This window comes from Maribacter aestuarii (genome assembly GCF_027474845.2).
In the GTDB taxonomy this organism is placed as follows: Bacteria; Bacteroidota; Bacteroidia; order Flavobacteriales; family Flavobacteriaceae; genus Maribacter; species Maribacter aestuarii.
On record NZ_CP107031.2, the window covers coordinates 3509917 to 3531359 of the forward strand.

General features: G+C 39.1%; 20 protein-coding genes and 1 pseudogene. 3 read left to right on the plus strand and 18 right to left on the minus strand.

Annotated features, from left to right (window positions below; genetic code table 11):
- The first annotated feature begins 7 nt into the window (after positions 1 to 7).
- Positions 8 to 1315, plus strand: coding sequence for a UDP-N-acetylglucosamine 1-carboxyvinyltransferase (gene murA / locus N8A89_RS15930; RefSeq protein WP_281543108.1), 1308 nt, complete (start codon positions 8 to 10; stop codon positions 1313 to 1315).
- Here the strand turns inward: murA and N8A89_RS15935 are convergent.
- The 7 genes from N8A89_RS15935 to N8A89_RS15965 all read right to left on the minus strand — a co-directional run bounded on the left by N8A89_RS15935 (position 1305) and on the right by N8A89_RS15965 (position 7157).
- Positions 1305 to 1715, minus strand: a complete 411-nt coding sequence (locus N8A89_RS15935; RefSeq protein WP_281543109.1) for a hypothetical protein — start codon at positions 1713 to 1715, stop codon at positions 1305 to 1307. The genes murA and N8A89_RS15935 overlap by 11 nt on opposite strands.
- 17 nt (positions 1716 to 1732) lie before the next feature.
- The gene (locus N8A89_RS15940) at positions 1733 to 3238 is read right to left on the minus strand and encodes a S10 family peptidase (RefSeq protein ID WP_281543110.1); all 1506 of its coding nucleotides are present in this window, start codon (positions 3236 to 3238) and stop codon (positions 1733 to 1735) included.
- Between the two features lie 60 nt (positions 3239 to 3298).
- A complete protein-coding gene (locus N8A89_RS15945; RefSeq protein ID WP_281543111.1) occupies positions 3299 to 3934 on the minus strand; it encodes a transglutaminase-like domain-containing protein in 636 nt (211 codons plus the stop codon).
- A gap of 92 nt (positions 3935 to 4026) precedes the next feature.
- Positions 4027 to 5025 (minus strand): pirin family protein, encoded by a 999-nt coding sequence (locus tag N8A89_RS15950; protein ID WP_281543112.1) that lies wholly within the window; start codon positions 5023 to 5025, stop codon positions 4027 to 4029.
- 104 nt (positions 5026 to 5129) lie between these two features.
- Positions 5130 to 5495: a VOC family protein gene (locus N8A89_RS15955; protein ID WP_281543113.1), complete on the minus strand. Its 366-nt coding sequence runs from the start codon at positions 5493 to 5495 to the stop codon at positions 5130 to 5132.
- A gap of 43 nt (positions 5496 to 5538) precedes the next feature.
- The gene (locus N8A89_RS15960) at positions 5539 to 5709 is read right to left on the minus strand and encodes a Lacal_2735 family protein (protein ID WP_281543114.1); all 171 of its coding nucleotides are present in this window, start codon (positions 5707 to 5709) and stop codon (positions 5539 to 5541) included.
- A 20-nt stretch (positions 5710 to 5729) separates the two neighbouring features.
- Positions 5730 to 7157 (minus strand): amidohydrolase, encoded by a 1428-nt coding sequence (locus tag N8A89_RS15965; protein ID WP_281543115.1) that lies wholly within the window; start codon positions 7155 to 7157, stop codon positions 5730 to 5732.
- A gap of 334 nt (positions 7158 to 7491) precedes the next feature.
- On the opposite strand from N8A89_RS15965, the gene N8A89_RS15970 reads away from it, so the two are divergent.
- Positions 7492 to 8475, plus strand: coding sequence for a DUF6340 family protein (locus N8A89_RS15970; protein ID WP_281543116.1), 984 nt, complete (start codon positions 7492 to 7494; stop codon positions 8473 to 8475).
- A 17-nt stretch (positions 8476 to 8492) separates the two neighbouring features.
- Here N8A89_RS15970 and N8A89_RS15975 read toward each other — a convergent pair whose 3' ends face one another.
- The 3 genes from N8A89_RS15975 to N8A89_RS15985 are packed head-to-tail and all read right to left on the minus strand — an operon-like array spanning position 8493 to position 10994.
- The gene (locus tag N8A89_RS15975; protein WP_289644594.1) at positions 8493 to 9806 is read right to left on the minus strand and encodes a cryptochrome/photolyase family protein; all 1314 of its coding nucleotides are present in this window, start codon (positions 9804 to 9806) and stop codon (positions 8493 to 8495) included.
- Complete coding sequence (locus tag N8A89_RS15980) at positions 9807 to 10496, minus strand: SDR family NAD(P)-dependent oxidoreductase (RefSeq protein WP_281543117.1); 690 nt, start codon at positions 10494 to 10496, stop codon at positions 9807 to 9809. It lies immediately after the preceding gene.
- Positions 10497 to 10994: an SRPBCC family protein gene (locus tag N8A89_RS15985; protein WP_281543118.1), complete on the minus strand. Its 498-nt coding sequence runs from the start codon at positions 10992 to 10994 to the stop codon at positions 10497 to 10499.
- A 289-nt stretch (positions 10995 to 11283) separates the two neighbouring features.
- Between N8A89_RS15985 and N8A89_RS15990 the strand changes: the two genes are divergently transcribed.
- Positions 11284 to 12129, plus strand: a complete 846-nt coding sequence (locus N8A89_RS15990) for a DUF2911 domain-containing protein (protein ID WP_289644604.1) — start codon at positions 11284 to 11286, stop codon at positions 12127 to 12129.
- Positions 12130 to 12221: 92 nt separating this feature from the next.
- Here N8A89_RS15990 and galK read toward each other — a convergent pair whose 3' ends face one another.
- From galK to N8A89_RS16030, 8 genes and pseudogenes are all read right to left on the minus strand, one after another.
- Positions 12222 to 13379 carry a galactokinase gene (gene galK / locus N8A89_RS15995; RefSeq protein ID WP_289644605.1) on the minus strand — a complete coding sequence of 386 codons (1158 nt, stop codon included), beginning with the start codon at positions 13377 to 13379 and terminating at the stop codon, positions 12222 to 12224.
- Positions 13380 to 13419: 40 nt separating this feature from the next.
- Positions 13420 to 15223: pseudogene (locus N8A89_RS16000) on the minus strand (sodium:solute symporter family protein).
- Positions 15224 to 15334: 111 nt separating this feature from the next.
- Positions 15335 to 17866 carry a PIG-L family deacetylase gene (locus N8A89_RS16005; RefSeq protein WP_281543122.1) on the minus strand — a complete coding sequence of 844 codons (2532 nt, stop codon included), beginning with the start codon at positions 17864 to 17866 and terminating at the stop codon, positions 15335 to 15337.
- A gap of 79 nt (positions 17867 to 17945) precedes the next feature.
- Positions 17946 to 18509 (minus strand): mechanosensitive ion channel domain-containing protein, encoded by a 564-nt coding sequence (locus tag N8A89_RS16010; protein ID WP_281543123.1) that lies wholly within the window; start codon positions 18507 to 18509, stop codon positions 17946 to 17948.
- A gap of 3 nt (positions 18510 to 18512) precedes the next feature.
- Entirely contained in the window at positions 18513 to 19466 is a 954-nt protein-coding gene (locus N8A89_RS16015) for a septum formation inhibitor Maf (RefSeq protein WP_281543124.1), read from the minus strand.
- A gap of 34 nt (positions 19467 to 19500) precedes the next feature.
- A complete protein-coding gene (locus tag N8A89_RS16020) occupies positions 19501 to 20088 on the minus strand; it encodes a Maf family nucleotide pyrophosphatase (protein ID WP_281543125.1) in 588 nt (195 codons plus the stop codon).
- Positions 20081 to 20608 carry a KdsC family phosphatase gene (locus tag N8A89_RS16025; protein WP_281543126.1) on the minus strand — a complete coding sequence of 176 codons (528 nt, stop codon included), beginning with the start codon at positions 20606 to 20608 and terminating at the stop codon, positions 20081 to 20083. Before N8A89_RS16025 ends, N8A89_RS16020 begins: the two co-directional genes overlap by 8 nt.
- On the minus strand, positions 20592 to 21353 hold the full coding sequence (locus tag N8A89_RS16030; RefSeq protein ID WP_281543127.1) for a Rossmann-like and DUF2520 domain-containing protein: 762 nt from the start codon (positions 21351 to 21353) through the stop codon (positions 20592 to 20594). Before N8A89_RS16030 ends, N8A89_RS16025 begins: the two co-directional genes overlap by 17 nt.
- Positions 21354 to 21443: the final 90 nt, after the last annotated feature.

Sequence of the window (21443 nt, forward strand, 5' to 3'; positions counted from 1 at the left end):
CCTATAGATGGGAACATTCAAAATTGAAGGGGGGCACCAACTACACGGTGAAATTACTCCTCAAGGCGCAAAAAATGAAGCCTTACAAATTTTATGCGCAGTACTCTTAACTGCAGAAAAGGTAACCATACATAACATTCCAGACATTGTTGATGTTAACAAACTCATTGCCCTCCTAGAGGATTTAGGTGTAAAAATCCAAAAGAAAGGAAAGGGTTCTTATACTTTTAAATCGGATGATATTAATCTAGATTATCTCCAATCCGATCAATTTAAAGCAGACGGTCGGGGATTACGAGGTTCTATTATGTTGGTGGGGCCTTTATTAGCGAGATTTGGCAAAGGGTATATACCTAAACCGGGTGGCGATAAAATAGGTCGAAGAAGATTGGATACCCATTTTGAAGGATTTATAAAACTTGGTGCAAAATTTAGATATAACAAAGAAGAATATTTCTATGGCGTAGAGGCTAAAAAACTTAAGGGTACCTATATGCTCTTAGACGAAGCTTCTGTTACAGGAACGGCGAATATTGTTATGGCCGCAGTATTGGCCGAAGGACAAACTACCATTTATAATGCCGCGTGCGAACCCTATTTGCAACAACTTTGTAAGATGTTGAACCGTATGGGCGCCAAAATTTCTGGCGTTGGTTCCAACCTTTTGGTAATTGATGGAGTCCAGGAGTTAGGAGGTACTGATCATACCATGCTACCCGATATGATTGAAATCGGTAGCTGGATCGGACTTGCCGCAATGACTAAAAGCGAACTTACCATTAAAAATGTCAGCTGGGATGATTTAGGACAAATTCCAACGGTTTTTAGAAAATTGGGTATAACCCTGGAGCGCAAAGGAGACGATATTTATATACCTGAACACAAAAAGGGCTATGAGATACAAAATTACATCGATGGCTCTATTTTGACCATTGCAGATGCTCCTTGGCCGGGACTTACGCCAGACTTGTTGAGCATAATATTGGTGATATCCACCCAGGCTAGGGGAGAAGTAGTTATTCATCAAAAGATGTTCGAAAGCCGTTTGTTCTTTGTGGACAAGCTTTTAGACATGGGCGCCAAAATAATTCTTTGTGATCCTCACAGGGCTGCCGTTATGGGACACGATTTTAAGTCTAGTTTGAAAGCAACAACGATGACCTCTCCGGATATAAGAGCTGGTGTATCTTTATTAATTGCAGCACTTTCTGCCAAGGGAACATCTACTATCCATAATATTGAGCAAATAGACCGGGGGTACGAAAATATTGACGAGCGGCTACGAGCAATAGGGGCTAAAATTATTAGGTTGTAACGTAGTTCCAGGTTGTCAAAATAAAGAGTACAGTCCAAATAGTGGTTCTTATCCAATTTCTTTGCACAAGCTTTTGAACCGAAAAACCTATTTCTTTTCTTTTTGAAATATTTTGATGGAGCGGCACAAATAGGGCAAAAGTGATGATCCATAATGACAAAACCATAGCCATACTTAATATTTCATAGAATCCCTGTTCTTGGACAAACTGGGCTGTGGTCACGATTAACTGTCCAAACATTAATGGAATTACTATCACCGCTATTCTTCTAGTGTACTTCTCATGCCATGGTAATAAGTCTTTTGGATTGTAAAAGGCAAAACTTGGATAAATTATAAGTTGTACCATCCAAATAAGTATCAGAAGCCCAAAATCTAGCAATAAGCGAATTGTTTCCATTATTTTTAGCTTTTCAGCTAGTTGGAAGTTTCATCAATAAAAGCATCTACATCAGTTTTAAATTTTTCCATGGATGGCCTATGCGTATACATCATATGGCCTGCCTCGTAATATTTCATGATAATATTCTTTTTCAATTCAGCATCCAGACCCATGTGGTTAATGGAATACTCTACGCCATAGAAAACAGTTGCCAAATCATAATAACCATTTAGAATTAGAATTTTAAGATCAGGATTTCTTTTCATGGCAGAAGTCATATCCGGCAAGGTACTGACAGCCACTTGTGCATTCCATATTATATTACCATTATGACTCCAGTCCCATTTAAAACCCTTTCTTGAACCTGCTGTTGTGGTGTAGCTTAAATCTTTGCGCACCTTTAAATCATTGTACAAATAATCTTTAAATGCCGAAATATAAGGTGAGGAGATTGCATCACTTTGGGGGTCAGTAAACGCAGATTGCGATAACAGGTCTTCATTAATCCCAGTATATCTCGAATCCAACCGACCAACAGTAAGTTCTTTGTCCCGCAGCAATTCTTGGAAATACTCGCTATTGGTGACGCGTAAATCCGCCTTAAGCCAAAAATCCTTGGTTAAACCGGAAAAGTCGGCTAATTTTTGAGCAATAGTTTCTTTTTCCGATGCTGTTAATTGATCCCCCTTGAGTAAGGCTGGCGCATATTCATTTTCGGTAAACGTTCTAACGCCCTTTAAAAAACCTTCCAAGTCTTCACCTTTATTTTTTATTTTATTATGATACCACGCCGTAGCGGCATAGGAAGGAAAATGAGTCAAATACGAAATATCATCTCCGGGCCCAAATAGTAAATGTTGTAACTCGAAAACCGCGGAAACCATAATAACACCGTTCATGGCGATACCTTTGTCCTGAAGGTATTTTACCAATCCTGCATTTCTGAATGTACCGTAACTCTCACCGAGCAAATACTTGGGAGCGTTCATCTTCTCTGTTTTAATTAAGAACTGCTCTATAAACAACCCAATACTTCTAATATCTTGGTCAACGCCCCAAAAATCTTTCCATTCTGCATTGCCAATAGGTCTACTGAATCCAACGCCTACGGGATCGATCATAACCAAATCTGCCTTGTCAAGAATGGAAAATTCGTTATTCACAACTTTGTATGGAGCGGGTTTGGTATACGAAGGATCATTAACGTCAATTCTTTTTGGGCCTAAAACTCCAAAATGTAGCCAAAATGATGCGGATAGCGGACCTCCATTAAATGCAAAAACAATAGGCCTGTTTTCATTTGAATTGGATTTCTTATAGTGCGTGAATCCGAACAGGGCTATGGGTTCATCATTTTCATCTCGCAACTGCACCGTACCGGTTTCTGCAGAAAGGGCTATTGTTTTGCCGTTGATAGTTACCGACTGCGTAGAGGTGAATACTTCACCTTTGGGAACCTCCTTCTTTATATCGGATTTCTCTTGAGAGAATGCTGTGAATGTAGATAAGATGAATAAGGCAATACATAATAGATTTTTCATGGTATTTGGTTTTGATTGGCTACTACTTGAGTTTATAAGTTGATAGCGAAAATTTAATTTCTATAATTCGAATTCCGTTTGCTTGGTTCCATTGTCAAAAATATGAGGGTAATGCTCTCGGGCATTCTTAAACATAAATGATACGGGGACATCTTCAAAATGACCATAGTCTTCAACGTATTCCATAAACAAATTTCCGTTTCTATTGAATTCTTGCAATATGGAATCGTTTTCACCGTCAAACTCTAAAGGTGCAACATTAAATAATTGGCACATAGATGCGTTAAATGCAGGCGATAATTTGAGCCATTTTCCGTCTAAATACACATTCACCATTCCGTGATTGGTTAATTCGTTGGATCCGAATTTTTCCACTAGCCTTTCCACTCCAATATGGTTTTTGACTTTAGCCAAATGAATTCTAGCCGGAATGCCCAATGCTCGCAGACAAGCTATCAAAAGTATGGACTTGTCTACACAGTGCCCTTTGGATTTTTTAGCAATTACACTTGCCCTATAATTTTCCTTGGAAAAACTTAAGCTATAAGGGTTATACCTCCAAGAGTCGCGAACTTTTAAATAGAGTTGTTTGACTATCTCTTTCTTAGAAAGCGAAGTATTTTTATAATCGGCTACCAATTTTTGAATTTCTTCACTTTCATAATCAAAAAAATAGGTAGGTGATAGGTAATCCATTTAAATTCTTCTTTTGAAAATATCCTTTTACTGCTAAAGATTATCCATGAAAAGCATATCTGAGTTCCGGTCTTGATATCACTATCTTAAATTTACTTCTCTACCAAAGTACCATCAGGATATTTGGCAAATCTTCCTTTGCCTGCATCGTGTACATTATCCGGATAGGGCCAGGGCCAACCTCCAAATTGTGTAGTGCGATATTCTTCCATGGCCTTCTGTATCTCAGCATCGGTATTCATTACAAACGGTCCGTATTTGGCTACGGGCTCGTTTATAGGTTTACCTTGTAGTAATAAAAAATGAGCTGATTTTCCATTTGTTTGAATGCTAATGGTTTCAGTGGCATCCAATTCTATACCATAATTAGGTGTTATTTCTTGCCCATGTATGGTTATTTTATCTCCCTCATAAAAATATAAGGTTCTATTCAAGTCTGTGGAAGCCTTTGGTACGGTATAATCACTATTTGCGTTGATATGTATATTCCAAACAGCGACTTCATTTCCCGTATCTGCGGCCCAAGAATCCGGAGCAGCCGTTGGCGCTTTTGTATCCGAATAGTTCCCAGCAATTATCTTAATCGTTGCCGTATCGGTTTTAATGACAGGAATTTCCTCGTGCCATAACATCTTAAAATGTGGTTCCACAAATTTCCCAGCTTTAGGAAGATTCAACCATATCTGAAAAAGCTCCAAGGTATTCTCTTTATCGGTATTCAAAAGTGGAAACATTTCTGAATGTTGTACACCACGTCCCGCGGTCATCCATTGTACATCCCCTTCACCAAAACGTCCCGCAGCTCCTAGGGAATCGGAATGGTCGCAAAAACCTTTGTTTACGATGGTAATGGTCTCAAATCCACGATGCGGGTGCGATGGAAACCCGGGTATGGAATGTCCATGGTACATGCGCCATCCATCTTTGACTACAAAATCGTTTCCTAAGTTTCTATCACTAAGATCTGCATCAGGTCCCAGCTCAGCATTGCCCTTTGGATAATGGTCTAAATGGTAAACACAAAATAAAAAGGGGTCCTGGGTTTGCCAAGGGAAACCTAGCTGAAATATTTTTTTAATGGGATTACTCATAGGGTGTATGGAGAGTATTATTTTGTTTTAATGAACCGCCGTGTTTATTTCGATCCAATTATTTTCTGGGTCTTGGACATAAATCTGGCGAACACCGTCCGCCCTTAGAGTGACGCTGTTCTTTTCTCCTGGCCAATCGGAGAATGGCACTTTTTTTCTCTTAGAAATTTAATTAATCTATCCAAATCTTGCGTCGCAAGGCATAGGTGTACACTTTTACTATGTTTCATAGCTACGCTATCCTTACCAATAAGATGCAGTTGTGAATTTCCATTTATTTTAAACCACCTAAATCCGCTTGTTGCGGAGGGATGTGGAATTTCCTCCAACTTTAAAATATCCTTATAGAAGGCTCCGGTCTTTTCCAAATCCTTCACAATAAAGGAATAATGATCATATTTAAAGTCAAAGGATTGTGCAAAAATCCCACAACTTATAAATAGGGTTAAGAAGATTATACTATTTTTCATGCGATAGATTTAGATGAGCACCTCCCTTATGGTGGCTCATTTATTATTTTTCTTCTAACAGCGCTATTCGCTTTTGAATTTTATCCGCTTCTTCATACTTTCCATCACTTGCAGAACGGTTGGTTTTGGACAGGTCAAATGCCTCCTTCATGAGTTTTTTATACTCATCCTCTAATTTTTCTTTTTCTGATTTCTTCTTGAATAATCCAAACATAGCAGTTTTTTTAAATTTTTTTAGTTTCCATTAATAGGGGCAGGCCCATCAATCATGGGCTCGTAGACTTCATCCCCTTTTCTCATTTTGTACTCTTCTTTGACCTTGTCTACTAGTTTAGGGTTCTTGAAAAGGTCTAACATGGTCATCCCCATTGCTTTAGAAGCATAGACCATTCCCTTATGTCCAATGGACATTCCACCACAGGCCACCACGGCCCAAGAATGCCAAGGCGTATCTTTTGGGGCAACGGTAACGCCCAAGTTTATATTGGGAACGTTCCAACTTACATCACCAACATCCGTAGATCCTCCACCGGGATTTTCTTCGGTCTCCTTTAATGGATAGATTTTACTGTCCATACCCACTTCCGGTTTTCCAGTAGCTTTTTGTATAGCCTTGCCAAATGCGGTTTCCTCTTCGGTATAACTAATAGGCCCTAACAACTCTAGGTTCTCCTGCATAATTTCGCCACCCGATCGGTTGACCAATGTTTCATAAATACCGGAGACCAAGGAGATTTTATAATCCACATCGGCCATAATCGCCGCTCCCTCTGCCATTGCTTTTACACGTTCGTAAGTGGGGAGCATAATTTTGCGCTTGGGGTCGCGGACTCGTACCCATAGTTTCGAATAGTCGGGCACTACATTCACCACTTGGCCACCATCCTGTATGTGGTAATGGATTCTTGAAGAAGGTAAAATGTGTTCTCTATAGTAATTAATCCCCGTTGTGTAAAGTTCCAAAGCATCGGAGGCACTCTTTCCATTCCACGGATCAGCAGAGGCATGAGCCGTTTGACCGTGAAACTCAACAATAAAATCGATAAGTGATAACCCGCTCTGGACATCCGCTTCAATACCCGCGGAAGGATGCCAGCTTATATTCACATCGACATCATCCCATAGTCCCGCTTTGACCATCCAAACCTTGGCAAAAAATTTTTCCTCGGCCGGTGTCCCTAAAAATTTTACAGTTCCTTTAATCTTGCCAGCTTGCATGAGCTCTTTGATTGCGATGGCGGCTCCAAGGCTAGCGGTGCCGAACATATTGTGACCACATCCATGGCCCGCTGCTCCTTCTTCATAGGGTTCTTTAACTGGGGAGGCTTTTTGGGAAATTCCTGGGAGGGCATCAAATTCTCCTAAAATACTAATCACAGGTTTACCGGAACCATAAGTTGCAGTAAAGGCAGTTGGAATATCCGCTACGCCACGGGTGACTTTAAGCCCATTCTTTTCGGCATAATCCGCAAGAATTTTGGAAGAACCAATTTCGTTAAAAGCGGTTTCCGCCAGGGCCCAAATGGAGTCACTTATTTTTATAAGTTGCTCTTTGTGTGATTCTACAGATGCAATAATTGCTTTTTTGTCACTATCCATTTTCTGTCCGGTAGCAATGATAGAAGTTAATATGAGCAGGTTAAAAAGTAATTTTTTCTTCATTTTATTCTGGTGTTGGTTCGTTTTAATTTTTTTAAAGCCATGGGGATTCCCGATGAAACCAGGCTTCGTAAATATAGCATTTTAAAAGCGTCAATAAAAGAATCAATTGTGATGGATTAAACCCTATAGCTTGCCTATCAAAGCAGTTTATAGACGCATAATATGATTTTAAAAAGCAATAAAATATGCTATTTATCGTTAGCTATCAGATGTTTAACTATAGAAATTTATCCATCTTAACAACCGAATAACCATGAAGACCAACATTTATATTTTCGCATTTTGCACGCTGGGATTATTTCTAAGTTCCTGTGCTGCAACAAACAATTTAACCATGAGCGTTACGGAACCTGCCGATATTTATTTGGCATCTGACGTAACCAAAATTGGAATTATAAACAGGAGCGTACCCTCTGAAGGAAATAAAACAGTGGATCAAATAGATAAAATCTTATCCTTAGAAGGGTTAAACTTGGATAAAGAAGGCGCAGAGGCAGCCGTAATAGGGCTCTCAGATGAACTCAGTCGAGACAATCGTTTTGAAGCCATCAGAATTATAGAAGAAGGTGATGCCCAAAAGAAAGGATTGGGCGTTTTCCCTGCTGCTTTACCTTGGTCCACGGTTGAGCAGATTTGCGAAGAAAATAACGTAGATGTACTTTTTTCTCTTGAGTTTTATGATACGGACACCAAAGCAGATTTACAGATTACCACGATAACGATACCTAATAGCTTTGGTATAAAAGCTAAGGTTCCCGGTCATAAAATTACATTGAATACGGTCATAAAAAATGGATGGCGTGTTTATGACCCATTAAATAAACAATTGTTAGATCAGATAGCTACCAATGACTATGTGACCTCAATAGGGGAAGGCATAAATCCCATGAAAGCGGTGGAGGCCGTAATGGGAAGAAAAGAGGCGGTGAAGCAAGTGAGCAGTGCCAATGGAAATAGTTATGGACTGAAAATAAAACCATTAAGAAGACGTGTTACCAGAGAGTATTTCGTACGAGGCACGGACAACTTTGTGGTAGGTAAACGCAGAGCTCAAGCTGGGAATTGGCAAGGTGCGGCCGAACTATGGGAACAGGACCTAAATCATCCGGATGCCAAAATTGCCGGACGTGCATGTTATAATATGGCGATCATCAATGAGATAAATGGAAACTTGGAAGAAGCCATTAATTTTGCTTCAAAATCATACTCGGATTATGGAACTCGAAACGCCTTACGTTATATCAATATTCTTAGAAATAGGGTTATTGACAAACGGGTGTTAAACAGTCAATTATCCAAATTGGATTTCACCGAATAGTTATATTAAAGGTCGTATTATCCTACGGCCTCTTTGTAGACTTCTAAACAGCGTTCACGAGCTTCTTTGTGATCAACCATCTTTTCTGGATAAGAGGAATCCTGTAGCTCTGGAACCCACTTGTTGATATATTTTTTATCCTTATCAAATTTATCCACTTGGGTCATCGGGTTGAAAATACGGAAATATGGCGCAGCGTCAACACCGCTACCAGCGGCCCATTGCCAGTTGCCAACGTTGGAACTCATTTCATAATCCAATAGTTTTTCGGCAAAATAAGCCTCTCCCCAACGCCAATCTATTAAAAGGTGCTTGCAAAGAAAACTAGCCACTAGCATACGCACACGATTGTGCATATAACCAGTTTGGTTTAGCTGTCGCATCCCTGCGTCTACCAGGGCATAACCTGTCTGGCCATTTTTCCATTTTTCGAATTCATCTTCATTATTCCGCCATTCAATACGGTCATATTTTGAGCGGAATGCTTCAGTTGTGGTATTGGGATAGTGCCAAAGTATTTGCATAAAAAACTCCCGCCATATAAGTTCGCTCCAAAAAACCTCGTTCTCCTCCGCAATAGCTTTTTTCATCATTTTTCGTACAGAAACGGTTCCAAAACGCAAATGAGGTCCCAACCTAGACGTACCGTCTTCAATAGCTGGATAATTCCTAGTATCCTCGTAATTTTTAATTAGAGTAGGGGTCACGGTATAATCTGGAACCTTTAAAGAAGATTTTTCGAACCCGATATCGCTTAATGATAAATTGGGCAACCTGGAGTGTTGTATAAGATTGTCCAAGGATTGACTCGTGTAATGTATTACTAAGTCATCATCCGCGTCAAAATGCGACTTCCATTTATTTTTATAAGGGGTGTAAACCACGTAAGGGTCGCCATCATCTTTTACAACCTCCGACTTTTCAAAAATAACTTGGTCCTTAAAAGATTTAAAATCAACATCGTTTTCTTCTAGAAGCTTTGCTATTTCTTCGTCGCGTTCTTTGGCATAGGGTTCATAATCCGTATTGGTGTAAACACAGTGAATTTGGTAATCTTCGATTAAATTTTTGAAAACTGATTTTGGTGTTCCATTAAACATGGCCAAGGAGCTGTCGTGATCTTCCTGTAGCTGACTCCGCATTTCCTGAAGGGTTTCAAAAATAAAGGTTACCCGGGCATCATCTTTTGGGAGTTTTTCAAGTATTTCTGTATCAAAAATAAAGATAGGTAAAACGGGATAGTCGCCCTTTAATGCAGAAAGAAAACCTACATTGTCATCCAACCTTAAATCTCTTCTGAACCAAAATATTGAAATCTTGTCTTTCCCCATTTAATTTACGTTTAACGTTGACAGCCCGCCATCTACCCCGATTATTTGACCTGTCATCCAAGAACTTTTATCGCTCAATAAAAATACGGCAATATTGGCAATATCGCTTGTTTCTCCCACACGTTTCATAGGGTGTCTTTCGCCCATGGCCTCTCGCTTTTTATCATTGTTCAACAATCGTTTTGCCAAAGGTGTATCTACCAGTGAAGGAGCAATAACATTCACTCTGGTTTTGGGAGCATATTCTGCCGCCATGGATTTGGCAAAACCTTCTATAGCTCCTTTTGCTGCCGCCACACTAGTATGGAATGGCATTCCGGTCCCTACTGCAACAGTACTGAAAAAAACCATACTGGAATCATCTGACATTCTACCAATAATTTCTTTGACAACCTTTACCAGACAGAAGAAGTTTAATTGCATGTCCTCTGTAAAAGTATCCATGCTCATCATTTTAAAAGGCTTTAAATTAATGGAACCCGGGCAATACACAAAACCATCAATTTGCTCCGGTAATTTGGATAAATCTAATTCATCCTTTGTCACATCAAAAGGTATATGTGTTATATTTCCATGATCCAAAGAATCGTTACTTCTAGAAGCAACGTATATTTTATGGGATTCCTTTAATTGTTCAATTATAGTTAGGCCAATTCCGTGCGAGCCTCCTATGAGTAAAATATTTTTCATTTATATAGATTTTAAAGTAAGTTCGTTTGGTATACCATCAATTTTACTAAACAGTTCAATTAATTTTGCTTCTCGGTAACCAAAAATTTCTAGTAGTTGTTTTTTCACTATTAGTGGGTGTGCCAATTGTCCAAGCCAACCAAAAGGAATTTTATAGTCGATTATATCTTCCATTTCCACCCCACCATCAATTTCTTTTATAAAATGTTTATGATGCCAAAGGGCATAAGGTCCAAATCGCTGCTCATCCACAAAATATTCACCTTCGCTTATATGGGTGATTTCCGTTACCCATTTGGTAGAATAACCTGGAAAAGGTTTTACCTTATATTGTATGATTTGGCCTGCAAACATAGCTCTATCCGCCCCTGAAAGAATATTGAACCCCATGTGGTCCGGAGTTATAGTCTTTAGATTAGCAGGGTTTGACAAAAAGTCCCAAGCCTTCTGTTTAGATATAGGCAAAGCTTGCTTAGAGTGGAGTTGGTATAATTTCATTAACCGATTTTAAACAAATATAAATGCATTTACGTTTAACTAAAAATATAAAGAGTTAAACAAAAAATAAAATATAGATGATAGGGTCAATTATTCGTTTTGTCAATCGTATCGGGTGTCCGTAAAAGTGATACTAGATATAAGAAAGCACGATGTTTGATTGAAGAGATTGGGTTAAAAAATCTTTCAATTTAAATTACACTACGAATACAGTTTATTTAGGACTTCCTTAACAATTCTGACTAACCATTATATTTAGTTTTGTTAGAATTCAAAAATTAATATAACCATGAATAAAGTAGTACTTTTTCTTTTAGCTATTGTAGCTTCTCTTTCTTTAGAGGCGCAAATCCAAACTCCGGCACCGAGTCCGGCTTCAAAATTGATGCAAACTGTTGGTTTGACAGAGGTTATGGTGGACTATTCACGTCCTTCCATGCGTGGCAGAACCGTTTTTGGTGATTTGGTTCCTTATGGTAAGTTATGGAGGACCGGGGCAAATGCTTATACCAAAATAAGTTTTGATACCGATGTTACTATCGACGGTCAACCTGTTGAAGCAGGCATGTATTCCATTTTTACCAAACCTGGTGAAAAAAATTGGGAAGTATTCTTTTATACTGATACGGAGGGTGGCGGTACCCCAAGTGATTGGGACGAATCTAAGGTCGTAGCCAAAGCGACGGTGCCAGTATATGTTATGGAAATGCCGGTTGAAACCTTTACCATTACGATTGACGATGTTAAAAGTAACGGTGCCAATTTGGGAATCATATGGGAAAACGTATATGTGGCAATTCCCTTTGAAGTACCAACCGATGCTACGGTCATGAAGAGCATTGATAGAGCCTTAGGGGGTCCTACAGCGGGAGATTATTACGCTGCTGCGGTTTATTATGCTAGCGAAGGAAAAGACATAAAGAAGGCTAAAGAGTGGATGGATAAAGCTATGCAAATGACCGAAAAACCGGCCTTTTGGCAGTTGAGACAACAGTCTTTAATTCTCGCCAAGGCGGGAGATAAAAAGGCAGCTATTGAGGTTGCGAAGAAATCGCTGGCAGCCGCAAAAGAGGCAGGGAATGATGATTATGTAAAGATGAATACCGATTCCTTAAAGGAGTGGGGTGCTATGTAAACGTAATAACATATAAAAATTCAAAAATCCATAAACCTCAATTGGTTTGTGGATTTTTTTTCAGTCTTACTAAATCTTGAATTGACTCTTAATCATTCTAAAATATGGACTCCGTCACCAATTTGTAACTGATAGACTTCCGCCAGTATACCAGTTTCTTTTCTGTATTTGGACAGTATAATGTTTACGGATTCATCAACACTATCGGTATTAATTAGATTGATCGTGCAACCACCAAAGCCGCCACCCATCATCCTAGATCCATGGACGGCATCGATTTCCATGCCTATACGCACTAAACAATCTAACTCGGTTGTGGTTATTTCAAACTCTTTGGACATGGCCCAATGTCCTTCCAACAGTACTTTTCCCACCAATTCAGCTTCACCTTTGTTCAGTAACTCAATCATTTTTAAAACCCGCTCGTTCTCTTGAATTACATAATTTGCCCTAGTGAAGTCCAATTTCGCAACCTGATTCTTTACATCTTCTAAATCTTGGGGAGTAACTTCTCTTAAGGATGAAACGTTATCTTTTTTCTTTGAAACTTCCGTTGCGACCGTCTCACAAGAGGCCCTTCTTTTGTTGTATTCAGAATCAACCGCAAGATTATGCTTGATGTTGGAATTTATTAGTACCCAACTGTATCCCTTTAAATTTATAGGAACATATTTGTAGCTTAAATCTTTACAGTCCAAGAACAATGCATTCCCTTTTTTTCCGAACAGTACGGCGTATTGATCCATCAAGCCACAATTGAGACCAATTTTATGTTCCGCCCCTTGTGCAATTAATGCAATTTCCTTTCTAGGTATTTCTTTTTCCAGGACGACCGAAAGGGCATAGATAAATCCGCAGCAAAGGGCAGCGGATGAAGATAGCCCTGAACCTATTGGAATATCCCCGCCGAATACACAATCAAAACCTTTTAGCGGATAATTTCTTTCTCTTAATATTTCTAGTATAGCCTTAAAGTAATTTCCCCAAAAGGAATCAAAGGAATTATGCTGTCCCTCCAATTTAAAGGTTATTTTCTCCGGTGAAGTCAAAAAAGTTTCAATATTTATTTCGTCGGAGTTATTCAGATTAACAGCAAAGTAAATCGCTTTTTCTATGGATGCCGGTAATACAAAGCCTAAATTATAATCAGTGTGCTCACCGATTATATTTACTCTTCCCGGTGATTTAATGACCTTAAATGATTCGGAATAGTATTTACGGAAATAGGAAGCTATTTGAGATTTTATCATTGGTAATCACAGGTGCTAAAAATTTCTTTCACAAAGTGGTCTAATGCGCATTGCTAAGCGGCCTATTCAGCATTCTGTCAAACGCCTCGAAAATAAATGCGGTGACCATTACCAAAGCGCAGCCAATAAAATTAAGCCATAAGTAACCTAATTTTTCCTCCCCGGAAGGATAGATGTGTATAAGATTATAATAGATAACACACACGATGATCTGTGTTAGCAAGGCGGCGAAGAACACCGCATTACCCTTAATGAATCTAAAGAAAAACGCTAATAAAAATATTCCCAAAACGTTACCATAAAAAATACTACCAATAATGTTTACCAATTGAATAAGGTTGTCAAAAAGACTGGCAATACAAGCTATAAGAATGGCTACGATACCCCATAACAAGGTAAAACCTTTGGATGCTTTTACATAATGTTCATCTGTTAATCCCAAATTTCTTTTGTTCTTGTAAGAACCAAAGGAAATCAACTCCATAAATGATTGAAGCTTTACATTTAAGGGCCTATTTCTTTTATAGATGTCGAGCGCTGTTATCGTTCCCAAGGCATTAAGCTCGGATGCCGTTGATGACATGGCCGCGGATAATATGACCGCCAATAACAATCCGACGAGTCCCCTTGGCAGGTTGTTCAGAATAAAGTGGATGAATACGTAATCCTTATCATTGGTCTCCACTACATCGTTGGCCTGTCTAATCAGGGCTTTGGCAGCGACCCTGTTGGCACTGTCTTTTTGATTGATTCGTATAATATGCTGTTTTGCTTCTTCAACCGCAGTATATTCCTTGATCTCCAACGCCGAGGAAAATTCATTTTGTGCTATTCTCTTTTCCGCTTCAAGCTCAACTTGGCCCTCCTGCAATAATTTATAGTCTTCCGCATATTTAGATTCCATTACTGCGGCGGTGGCCGAAGGGTTGAAGTTAAGAGGTGATGGATTGTATTGGTAAAAAACAAAGACCATTACCCCCACCAAAAGGATAAAAAATTGCATCGGAATTTTAAATATTCCATTGAAAACCAGACCCAATTGACTTTCCCTAATCGATTTACCGGTGAGATATCGCTGTACTTGGCTTTGGTCCGTTCCAAAATAAGCGAGTGCTAAAAATAACCCTCCAGTAATACCGCTCCAAAACGTATACCTACTCTTCGTATCCATACTAAAATCCAAGATCTCCAACTTGTTACTTGCACCGGCAATTTTCATTGCCTTGCTAAACGTGATGTCGGCGGGCAGGTATCCCAGTATAAAAAAGAACGTAATGAACATTCCCGTCATGATGATGAACATCTGTTGCTTTTGGGTTACGCTCACAGCTTTGGTACCTCCGGATACCGTGTAGATGATGACTAAGGTACCAATGATAATATTCAATGTTCTTAAATCCCAGCCTAGAACTGCCGAAAGGATAATTGAGGGTGCAAAGATGGTAATCCCTGCGGCGAGACCACGCTGTATCAGAAACAAAATAGCGGTAAGCGTGCGCGTTTTGAGATCGAATCTACTTTCAAGAAATTCGTACGCTGTGTATACCTTCATTCTATGGTACAAGGGCACAAAAACCAAACAGATAATTATCATGGCCAAGGGTAGCCCAAAATAGAATTGTACGAACCCCATGCCATCATGAAAAGCTTGACCTGGCGTGGATAAAAAGGTGATGGCACTAGCTTGGGTAGCCATAACAGATAAACCTATGGTCCACCATTTAGCCTCGTTACCCCCACGGATATAATCATTTACATTTTTTTCTTCCACGCGTCTTCCAAACGCCATAGGAAACAATAAAGAGCAAAGTTCCACAAAGGATAGTCCAGTCTAAAACTCCCATACTATGTAAATGATTTCATTATGTAAAAGAAAATAAGTACGTATAAAAGGTTAAGAATAAGGACAATTGAATATTCCTTCTTCCAAGTCTTGCTCTCGTCTTTTTCTTGATTCATCCTTTTAATTTCTCCTTTGATTCTACCTTTTCTTTCCCAACCGAAATCATATTGGATAGCAATTTATAGGCTCCGGGTACGCCCGCGGGAAGCTCTCGGAAAAGACTTAGTCCCGTATAAATATAGTGACCTTTACCATAAGGAGCTACCAGAAGACTTCCTTTTGTTGAACTTTCTCCCTCATCTTTCATTTCTAAGATAGGGGTAAACTCCTTTCCCCATTTATCTGGAAAGTACAAACCTCGTTCTTGTACCCAGCCGTTAAAATCTTTTGGGGTTATTTTATTGGGAAAATTAACCAGCGCGTGGTCCTTTGCAATTATTTGAACTTCAGAATTTTCGTCGGTGACCCTATCTCTTGATATTTCCAATTCGTAAGGCGCAATGTTTTCAAATTGTGAGGCCCATCTGCCAGCGGTATTGTATTGTACAATTACGTTTCCACCTTTGTTTACGTAATCCAGAATATACTTTTGTTTAAAACTGAGTTCTTCAACAACGTTATAGGCCCTTATTCCAACTACTACGGCATCATAATTATCCAATGTATTCTCACCAATGGTTGCTGGGTCAATGATATGCACTGTGTAGCCAATTTGCTCTAAGCTTGTTGGGACGTCGTCACCTGCACCGACAATATAGCCTATGTGTTGACCAATCTTTTCAATATCCAATCGTACCACTTTTGCTTCCGATGGCAATAATACAGTTTGGGTAGGAATATGATCATAAGCAATGGTAACCAACTCTTTGGTTAGTTCTTTGCCATCTACTTTAATTATAGGTGATATGTAATCTTCATTTTCGTTGGATGGGGGACTTAGGGTAAAATATATAGTCTGTTCGTCACCTTTCTTCGCAATAGTGAAGGACTTTGTTTCTGCGTCTACATTCCATTCCTTACCGTGGCATAATTGAACTGTTCCGACTAAATTATCCTTATGAGCACTTATGGTCACAGGAATCTGTTTGGGAGAATCGTCCGAAAATATAATTACCTTATCACTGAACTTGGCAGTTGCCTCTGGGACTATCTCAAAAGGTTGATACAATTCTCCTTTGTCCGGCCTAGCAAATTTATAGACCACATCTTTTGAAAATGGAATAGTCAATCCATCAAAATCCAACAGGAAAGTGGCCGTAAGTGCCCGTGGTGTTTCGGGCTTGCCTATAAATTTAGGGTTTTTTACGGTATATGTCCCTAGGGTTCCTTTTTCCATAAGCCAGTAAGGACTTGTGTATTCTATACTTTCAGGTATTTCAAAATTTATGTCCCGATTGATATTTTCATTGTTCAATAAGTCTACCGATGCATCCAATACCGATTTCTGGTTGATAAGAACTGAACTAAGAACAACACTATTTTCGGCCCTATTCAACGCTTCAATCGTAATGGATATGGATTCCCCAGGATTCGCGTAATCAGCTTTTGAAGCTGCCTCCAGGTAAATCCCCGAGACGGAAAGAATAATGGAGGCTAACTCTTCCGTTTTTATTTCTTTCCAATGCTCATCCTTAACTCCCTGTAGTAATTTATAGGCTTCTAATAGTTTAGGTAAATGAACGGAAGGTTCCTTAAAATTAAAATTAGACTCCACAGCGTAAAGAATTTCCCCAATTTCTTTTCCACCTTCGATTCTCGACCACGACGTATCAATACCATCGAATAAATTGAATTTGTCCGCTGGCAGATCGCCCTTAAGGAGTTCCACGTATTCCTCCTGTGAGCCTCTACTACTTAATCTTCCAAAGCCTTGGCTAAGGTGCTGGCTGCTCGCCAAAGAGGCAATTTCATTGTTGGACATCCCCAAAATGGGGTAGTACGTGCCCACATCGAAATTTAGCATCTGTGACTTGTCCGCCTTTTCAAATTTTTCTTCGCTCCCATAAAACCACCATGAAGTATTAAAAAAGAGACGTTTTGGCTGCCATGTTTCTGTAGTCTCCAGCTGATTAGGATATGCATTTTGGTCGTTCGCCATATCAAACGCTTCTACACTTAGCATTGCGGACGATGTATGATGCCCGTGAGTGGAACCTGGACTACGGTGGTCAAACCTATTGACAATGATGTCCGGTTTAAATTTTCTGATAGTTCGCACCACATCACCCAGAATCAATTCTTTGTTCCAAATTTTCAAAGTCTCCTTTGGATGTTTTGAATAACCAAAATCGTTGGCACGGGTAAAGAATTGCTTCCCTCCATCCACTCTTCTAGCGGCTAATAATTCTTGGGTTCTTAAAACACCCAGTAACTCTCTTAATTCGGGGCCAATCAAATTCTGACCACCATCACCACGGGTTAAGGAAAGATATCCGGTCCTGGCTTTTACATTGTTCGACAAATGGGAAATTAACCGTGTGTTTTCATCATCCGGATGAGCCGCTATATACAAAGCAGATCCTAGAAAATTAAGTTTTTGAATGGAATGGTAAATATCGTTTGATGCATTTTCTTTAGGAGCTTGACTATTTGAGGATAAAGGTATAAGAAAAATACATAAAAGCAGTACCAGTATATGGCGCATGGTGTCGGTTTTAGTCTAGTTTCAAAGATAACAAGTTTACTTCCCGAGGGTAGTATTTTACGACTTCTTTAACAAAATGCTAATCTATGGCGTCTGCAACAAGATCTTCATCTTTATAGGTAGCGATTAGAATCACTCCTTTTTGTAAAATCAGATTATTGGGATAGGTAAGGATTTCACCGTTATGCCGCCGTAAATGCATATGGAACGCCTTAATATCCTCAATTAAAAACTCATCATTTTGGGGATTATCAGGTGTTAGAATTTCTTTATCCAGTATTCTTATCGTATTTCCAATTTTAAAAGGGAAGGAAAAAAATATGATTACTCCCGCCGTCACATTGCTCAAAATTGACCATTGAGCAAAAAGTGCGACCCCGATAACGGCAAAAACAGAAGACAACAAAATGCCTAAATCTTTATAGTTTACACCCCAAATTAGTGTCAAGGCAGCTAGCGCAATTATCGTCAAGCCAATAGAAATATATTTGATGATGAGATTGGTCCGGACTGGATTTAGTTCACCCAATTTACCGACCTTTCGCACTGCCTTGGTGAACACGAATTTTAGTATCAAGACTAAAATTAGGGTAACTAGGCTATATAAAAATTCATTCCTATGGTTGGCAAAAAATTCTTCCATTTGCTACAGTCCTAAACTATCGCGTAAATATAAATCCTTATTCTGGTTTTGTTGCCAGTAAGGAGTTTTTAAGGAATTTATTTTTGTAGCGGTAGAGGTTAGCACCTTAGCATTTTGCCCATAACCTCCTTTAAAGGAATCTGTCCAACTCTCTATGGTATGTGGAAAATCAGAAGTGAAATTAATCTTTAAGGTGCGTTCCAATTCTGGATACGAAATGGTGTAAGTACTCATTTCGTTCTCCGATGTTAGCGTTGCCGTTGCATTGTATCCCTTCAATTCTTTGTGTGTCAACCTTATGTATTCAAAAGAGGGAATCATTTCCATGTCACCTGTTGGTAAATCAGAGGGCGCAATTCTTATTTTGTTCCAAATTTCATCTTCCAAGGACATCTTTGTCAATTTGATATTTTGATCTGCCTCCGTTTCAAAATAGGAGTGCGACATAATGTCAAAATCACTTCTATTATTCAATTGCGCATAGACCTGACCACACCACTCTTGACTGGAAAACGAAACCTTTAATGCATGTTGGTTATCATAAACCGGATAAAAACTACTGGTCATGATGGAGTAGGGGTAGATGCCCGTAAGGTAATTTTTAGTACTGTTCAATTTAAGTACCGGAATGTTACTCGGGTCGCTATCGTCTGCCTTCACCTGCAATTCAGGCAAAAAGGGTTCGGTAACATAGATTAAGACAGCAGTGCCTTCGCGTAGTTCACCGTATCTTGCCTGCTCCAGTTTGTATGAGCTTATTTCTGCATTTCCGGCATACCAATAATCCTTAAATTCTTGTGAAAGATTCCTTTTAGACGATGTTGCACTTTCTTCCTCTGCATTTAAAGCGATAGCCTTTTCTTGCTCCGCACCTATTTCTTTGCACGATTCCACAACTGTAAAAATAAGTGCTAATAAAACGATTGATATTTCTAGTTTAAGCCACTTCTTGAACATACCTTATATTTTTATTAAAATTACTCAAAATGAATTACTCGACCATGGTCATTAACGTTTTGTAAACCAATTGGGTAGGTAATCCCACAACGTTAGTATAGGAGCCTTTTATCTCCTCAATGGCAATTAAGCCGATCCACTCTTGAATCCCGTAAGCCCCCGCCTTGTCATACGGTTTATAGTGCTCCACGTAATGTAAGATTTCAGCATCTGTTAGATTACTGAATTTTACTTTGGTTGTCCGGTTTTTTACAATTTGATTACTTGTTGTCGTAAAGCAAACAGAAGTAATGACCTCATGCCAATCACCCGAAAGTTTATGCAACATCGTTATGGCCTCATCTTTTGATTTTGCCTTGGCAAGTGATTCTTCCTGGTGCCAGACCACGGTATCCGAGGTTATCAGGATTTCATTTGGTAATAATTCATTCAGGAAGACGGATGATTTTAATACTGCCAGGTAGTCCGAAATCTCCTTTCCTTTCAGATTTTCGGGGTAAATTTCTTCCACCGATTTTAACCGCACCTCAAAATCTATTCCCAACTCCTTAAAAAATTGTTGGCGTCTTGGCGAACCGGAGGCTAAAATAATCTGATGGGTTTTTAATTTTTCCTTAAGCATTAGCGGCACTAAAATTATCCATCCAATCCCCACGGACTTTTAGAACTTGTTCAATGATATCCCTAACACATCCATCTCCTCCGTTGATATGGGAAATATAGTGGCAAACGGCTTTCACTTCTGGAACTGCGTTTTGTGGGCAGGTCGCCAAACCTACAGCTTTTAAAGGAGGAATGTCAGGTATATCGTCCCCCATGTAAACAACATGTTTTGGGTCAATGTTGTAAACATCCAAATACTCGTCGAGCGGTTCATCTTTGTGATGGGATCCTAAATAGATATCTATTATTCCCAGACCGCGTAGCCTGTTTCTCACCCCTTCATTGGTTCCGCCGGTTATGATACAAATTTTATAGCCCTTGTCTAAGGCAACTTTCATGGCATATCCATCTTTAACATTCATCTTGCGCAGCATTTCGCCTTCTGTGGTAATTAAGAGGCTGCCGTCCGTAAGAACGCCGTCCACATCAAACACGAACGTAGTAATGTCTTTAAGATATTCCTTATAACTCTTTTCCATATGCCGCCTTTATTGTGTTTGTCATTATTTTGTAAATTTCTCGATGTTCATTTTTCTTTAAAAGGGATAATTGCGCATGCAATGTTTTACGGTCATTTCTTCTTGCAGGACCCGTTTGAGCCTCTTTTGGGGAAATCCTTTCTATTTTATTGGAGGTTTCCCGTATTAAAGGCATTAAAATTTCAAAGGGAACATTATTTTCTTCACAAATTTCTTTACCTATCTGATACATGTAATTTGTAAAATTATTGACATATACCGCGGCAATATGAAGTGATTTCCGTTGTTCCGATGAAATTTTGAATACTTGACCTGATATAGAGCTGGCCAATTCCTCAAGTAATTCTAAATCGCTATTGTCTTCAGCTTCGATACAGATTGGAATCGTTTCAAAATCGATTTTTTGACCCTCGGTAAAGGTTTGCAATGGATAAAATACACCTTTCCTTTGGGATGAAAGTGTTTCCTTAAGAGCACTTCCGGAGGTATGTACAACCAAAGCATTACTTTTTCTAAAATATTCGGATAGCTCACCAATTACGTCATCGCTAACGGCAAGAATTAAAATGTCCGAGGGATATGCCTTTTCAAAATTAGAACTGGTCTTAGTGTTCTTCTCAAAATATTTCAATTGACTTTTATTCCGCCCAATTACTTGGTTAACTAAAACTTTTTCCGATTGTATAAAAGCATCAAAAAGATGTTTTGCCACATTACCGGTTCCCACGATGACCACAGATATCATTATTCAAAAATACGAAGAAAAACAGGTAATGAGTTAGCTAAAAATTAACAGCTTTGTTTAACCTTTTAAGTTCTTAATATCGCATAAAAA

Bases quoted from the DNA above. Each gene is read 5' to 3' on its own strand.
- murA (WP_281543108.1), top strand. From the start codon at position 8: ATGGGAACATTCAAAATTGAAGGGGGGCACCAACTACACGGTGAAATT.
- N8A89_RS15935 (WP_281543109.1), bottom strand. From the start codon at position 1,715: ATGGAAACAATTCGCTTATTGCTAGATTTTGGGCTTCTGATACTTATT.
- N8A89_RS15940 (WP_281543110.1), bottom strand. From the start codon at position 3,238: ATGAAAAATCTATTATGTATTGCCTTATTCATCTTATCTACATTCACA.
- N8A89_RS15945 (WP_281543111.1), bottom strand. From the start codon at position 3,934: ATGGATTACCTATCACCTACCTATTTTTTTGATTATGAAAGTGAAGAA.
- N8A89_RS15950 (WP_281543112.1), bottom strand. From the start codon at position 5,025: ATGAGTAATCCCATTAAAAAAATATTTCAGCTAGGTTTCCCTTGGCAA.
- N8A89_RS15955 (WP_281543113.1), bottom strand. From the start codon at position 5,495: ATGAAAAATAGTATAATCTTCTTAACCCTATTTATAAGTTGTGGGATT.
- N8A89_RS15960 (WP_281543114.1), bottom strand. From the start codon at position 5,709: ATGTTTGGATTATTCAAGAAGAAATCAGAAAAAGAAAAATTAGAGGAT.
- N8A89_RS15965 (WP_281543115.1), bottom strand. From the start codon at position 7,157: ATGAAGAAAAAATTACTTTTTAACCTGCTCATATTAACTTCTATCATT.
- N8A89_RS15970 (WP_281543116.1), top strand. From the start codon at position 7,492: ATGAGCGTTACGGAACCTGCCGATATTTATTTGGCATCTGACGTAACC.
- N8A89_RS15975 (WP_289644594.1), bottom strand. From the start codon at position 9,806: ATGGGGAAAGACAAGATTTCAATATTTTGGTTCAGAAGAGATTTAAGG.
- N8A89_RS15980 (WP_281543117.1), bottom strand. From the start codon at position 10,496: ATGAAAAATATTTTACTCATAGGAGGCTCGCACGGAATTGGCCTAACT.
- N8A89_RS15985 (WP_281543118.1), bottom strand. From the start codon at position 10,994: ATGAAATTATACCAACTCCACTCTAAGCAAGCTTTGCCTATATCTAAA.
- N8A89_RS15990 (WP_289644604.1), top strand. From the start codon at position 11,284: ATGAATAAAGTAGTACTTTTTCTTTTAGCTATTGTAGCTTCTCTTTCT.
- galK (WP_289644605.1), bottom strand. From the start codon at position 13,379: ATGATAAAATCTCAAATAGCTTCCTATTTCCGTAAATACTATTCCGAA.
- N8A89_RS16005 (WP_281543122.1), bottom strand. From the start codon at position 17,866: ATGCGCCATATACTGGTACTGCTTTTATGTATTTTTCTTATACCTTTA.
- N8A89_RS16010 (WP_281543123.1), bottom strand. From the start codon at position 18,509: ATGGAAGAATTTTTTGCCAACCATAGGAATGAATTTTTATATAGCCTA.
- N8A89_RS16015 (WP_281543124.1), bottom strand. From the start codon at position 19,466: ATGTTCAAGAAGTGGCTTAAACTAGAAATATCAATCGTTTTATTAGCA.
- N8A89_RS16020 (WP_281543125.1), bottom strand. From the start codon at position 20,088: ATGCTTAAGGAAAAATTAAAAACCCATCAGATTATTTTAGCCTCCGGT.
- N8A89_RS16025 (WP_281543126.1), bottom strand. From the start codon at position 20,608: ATGGAAAAGAGTTATAAGGAATATCTTAAAGACATTACTACGTTCGTG.
- N8A89_RS16030 (WP_281543127.1), bottom strand. From the start codon at position 21,353: ATGATATCTGTGGTCATCGTGGGAACCGGTAATGTGGCAAAACATCTT.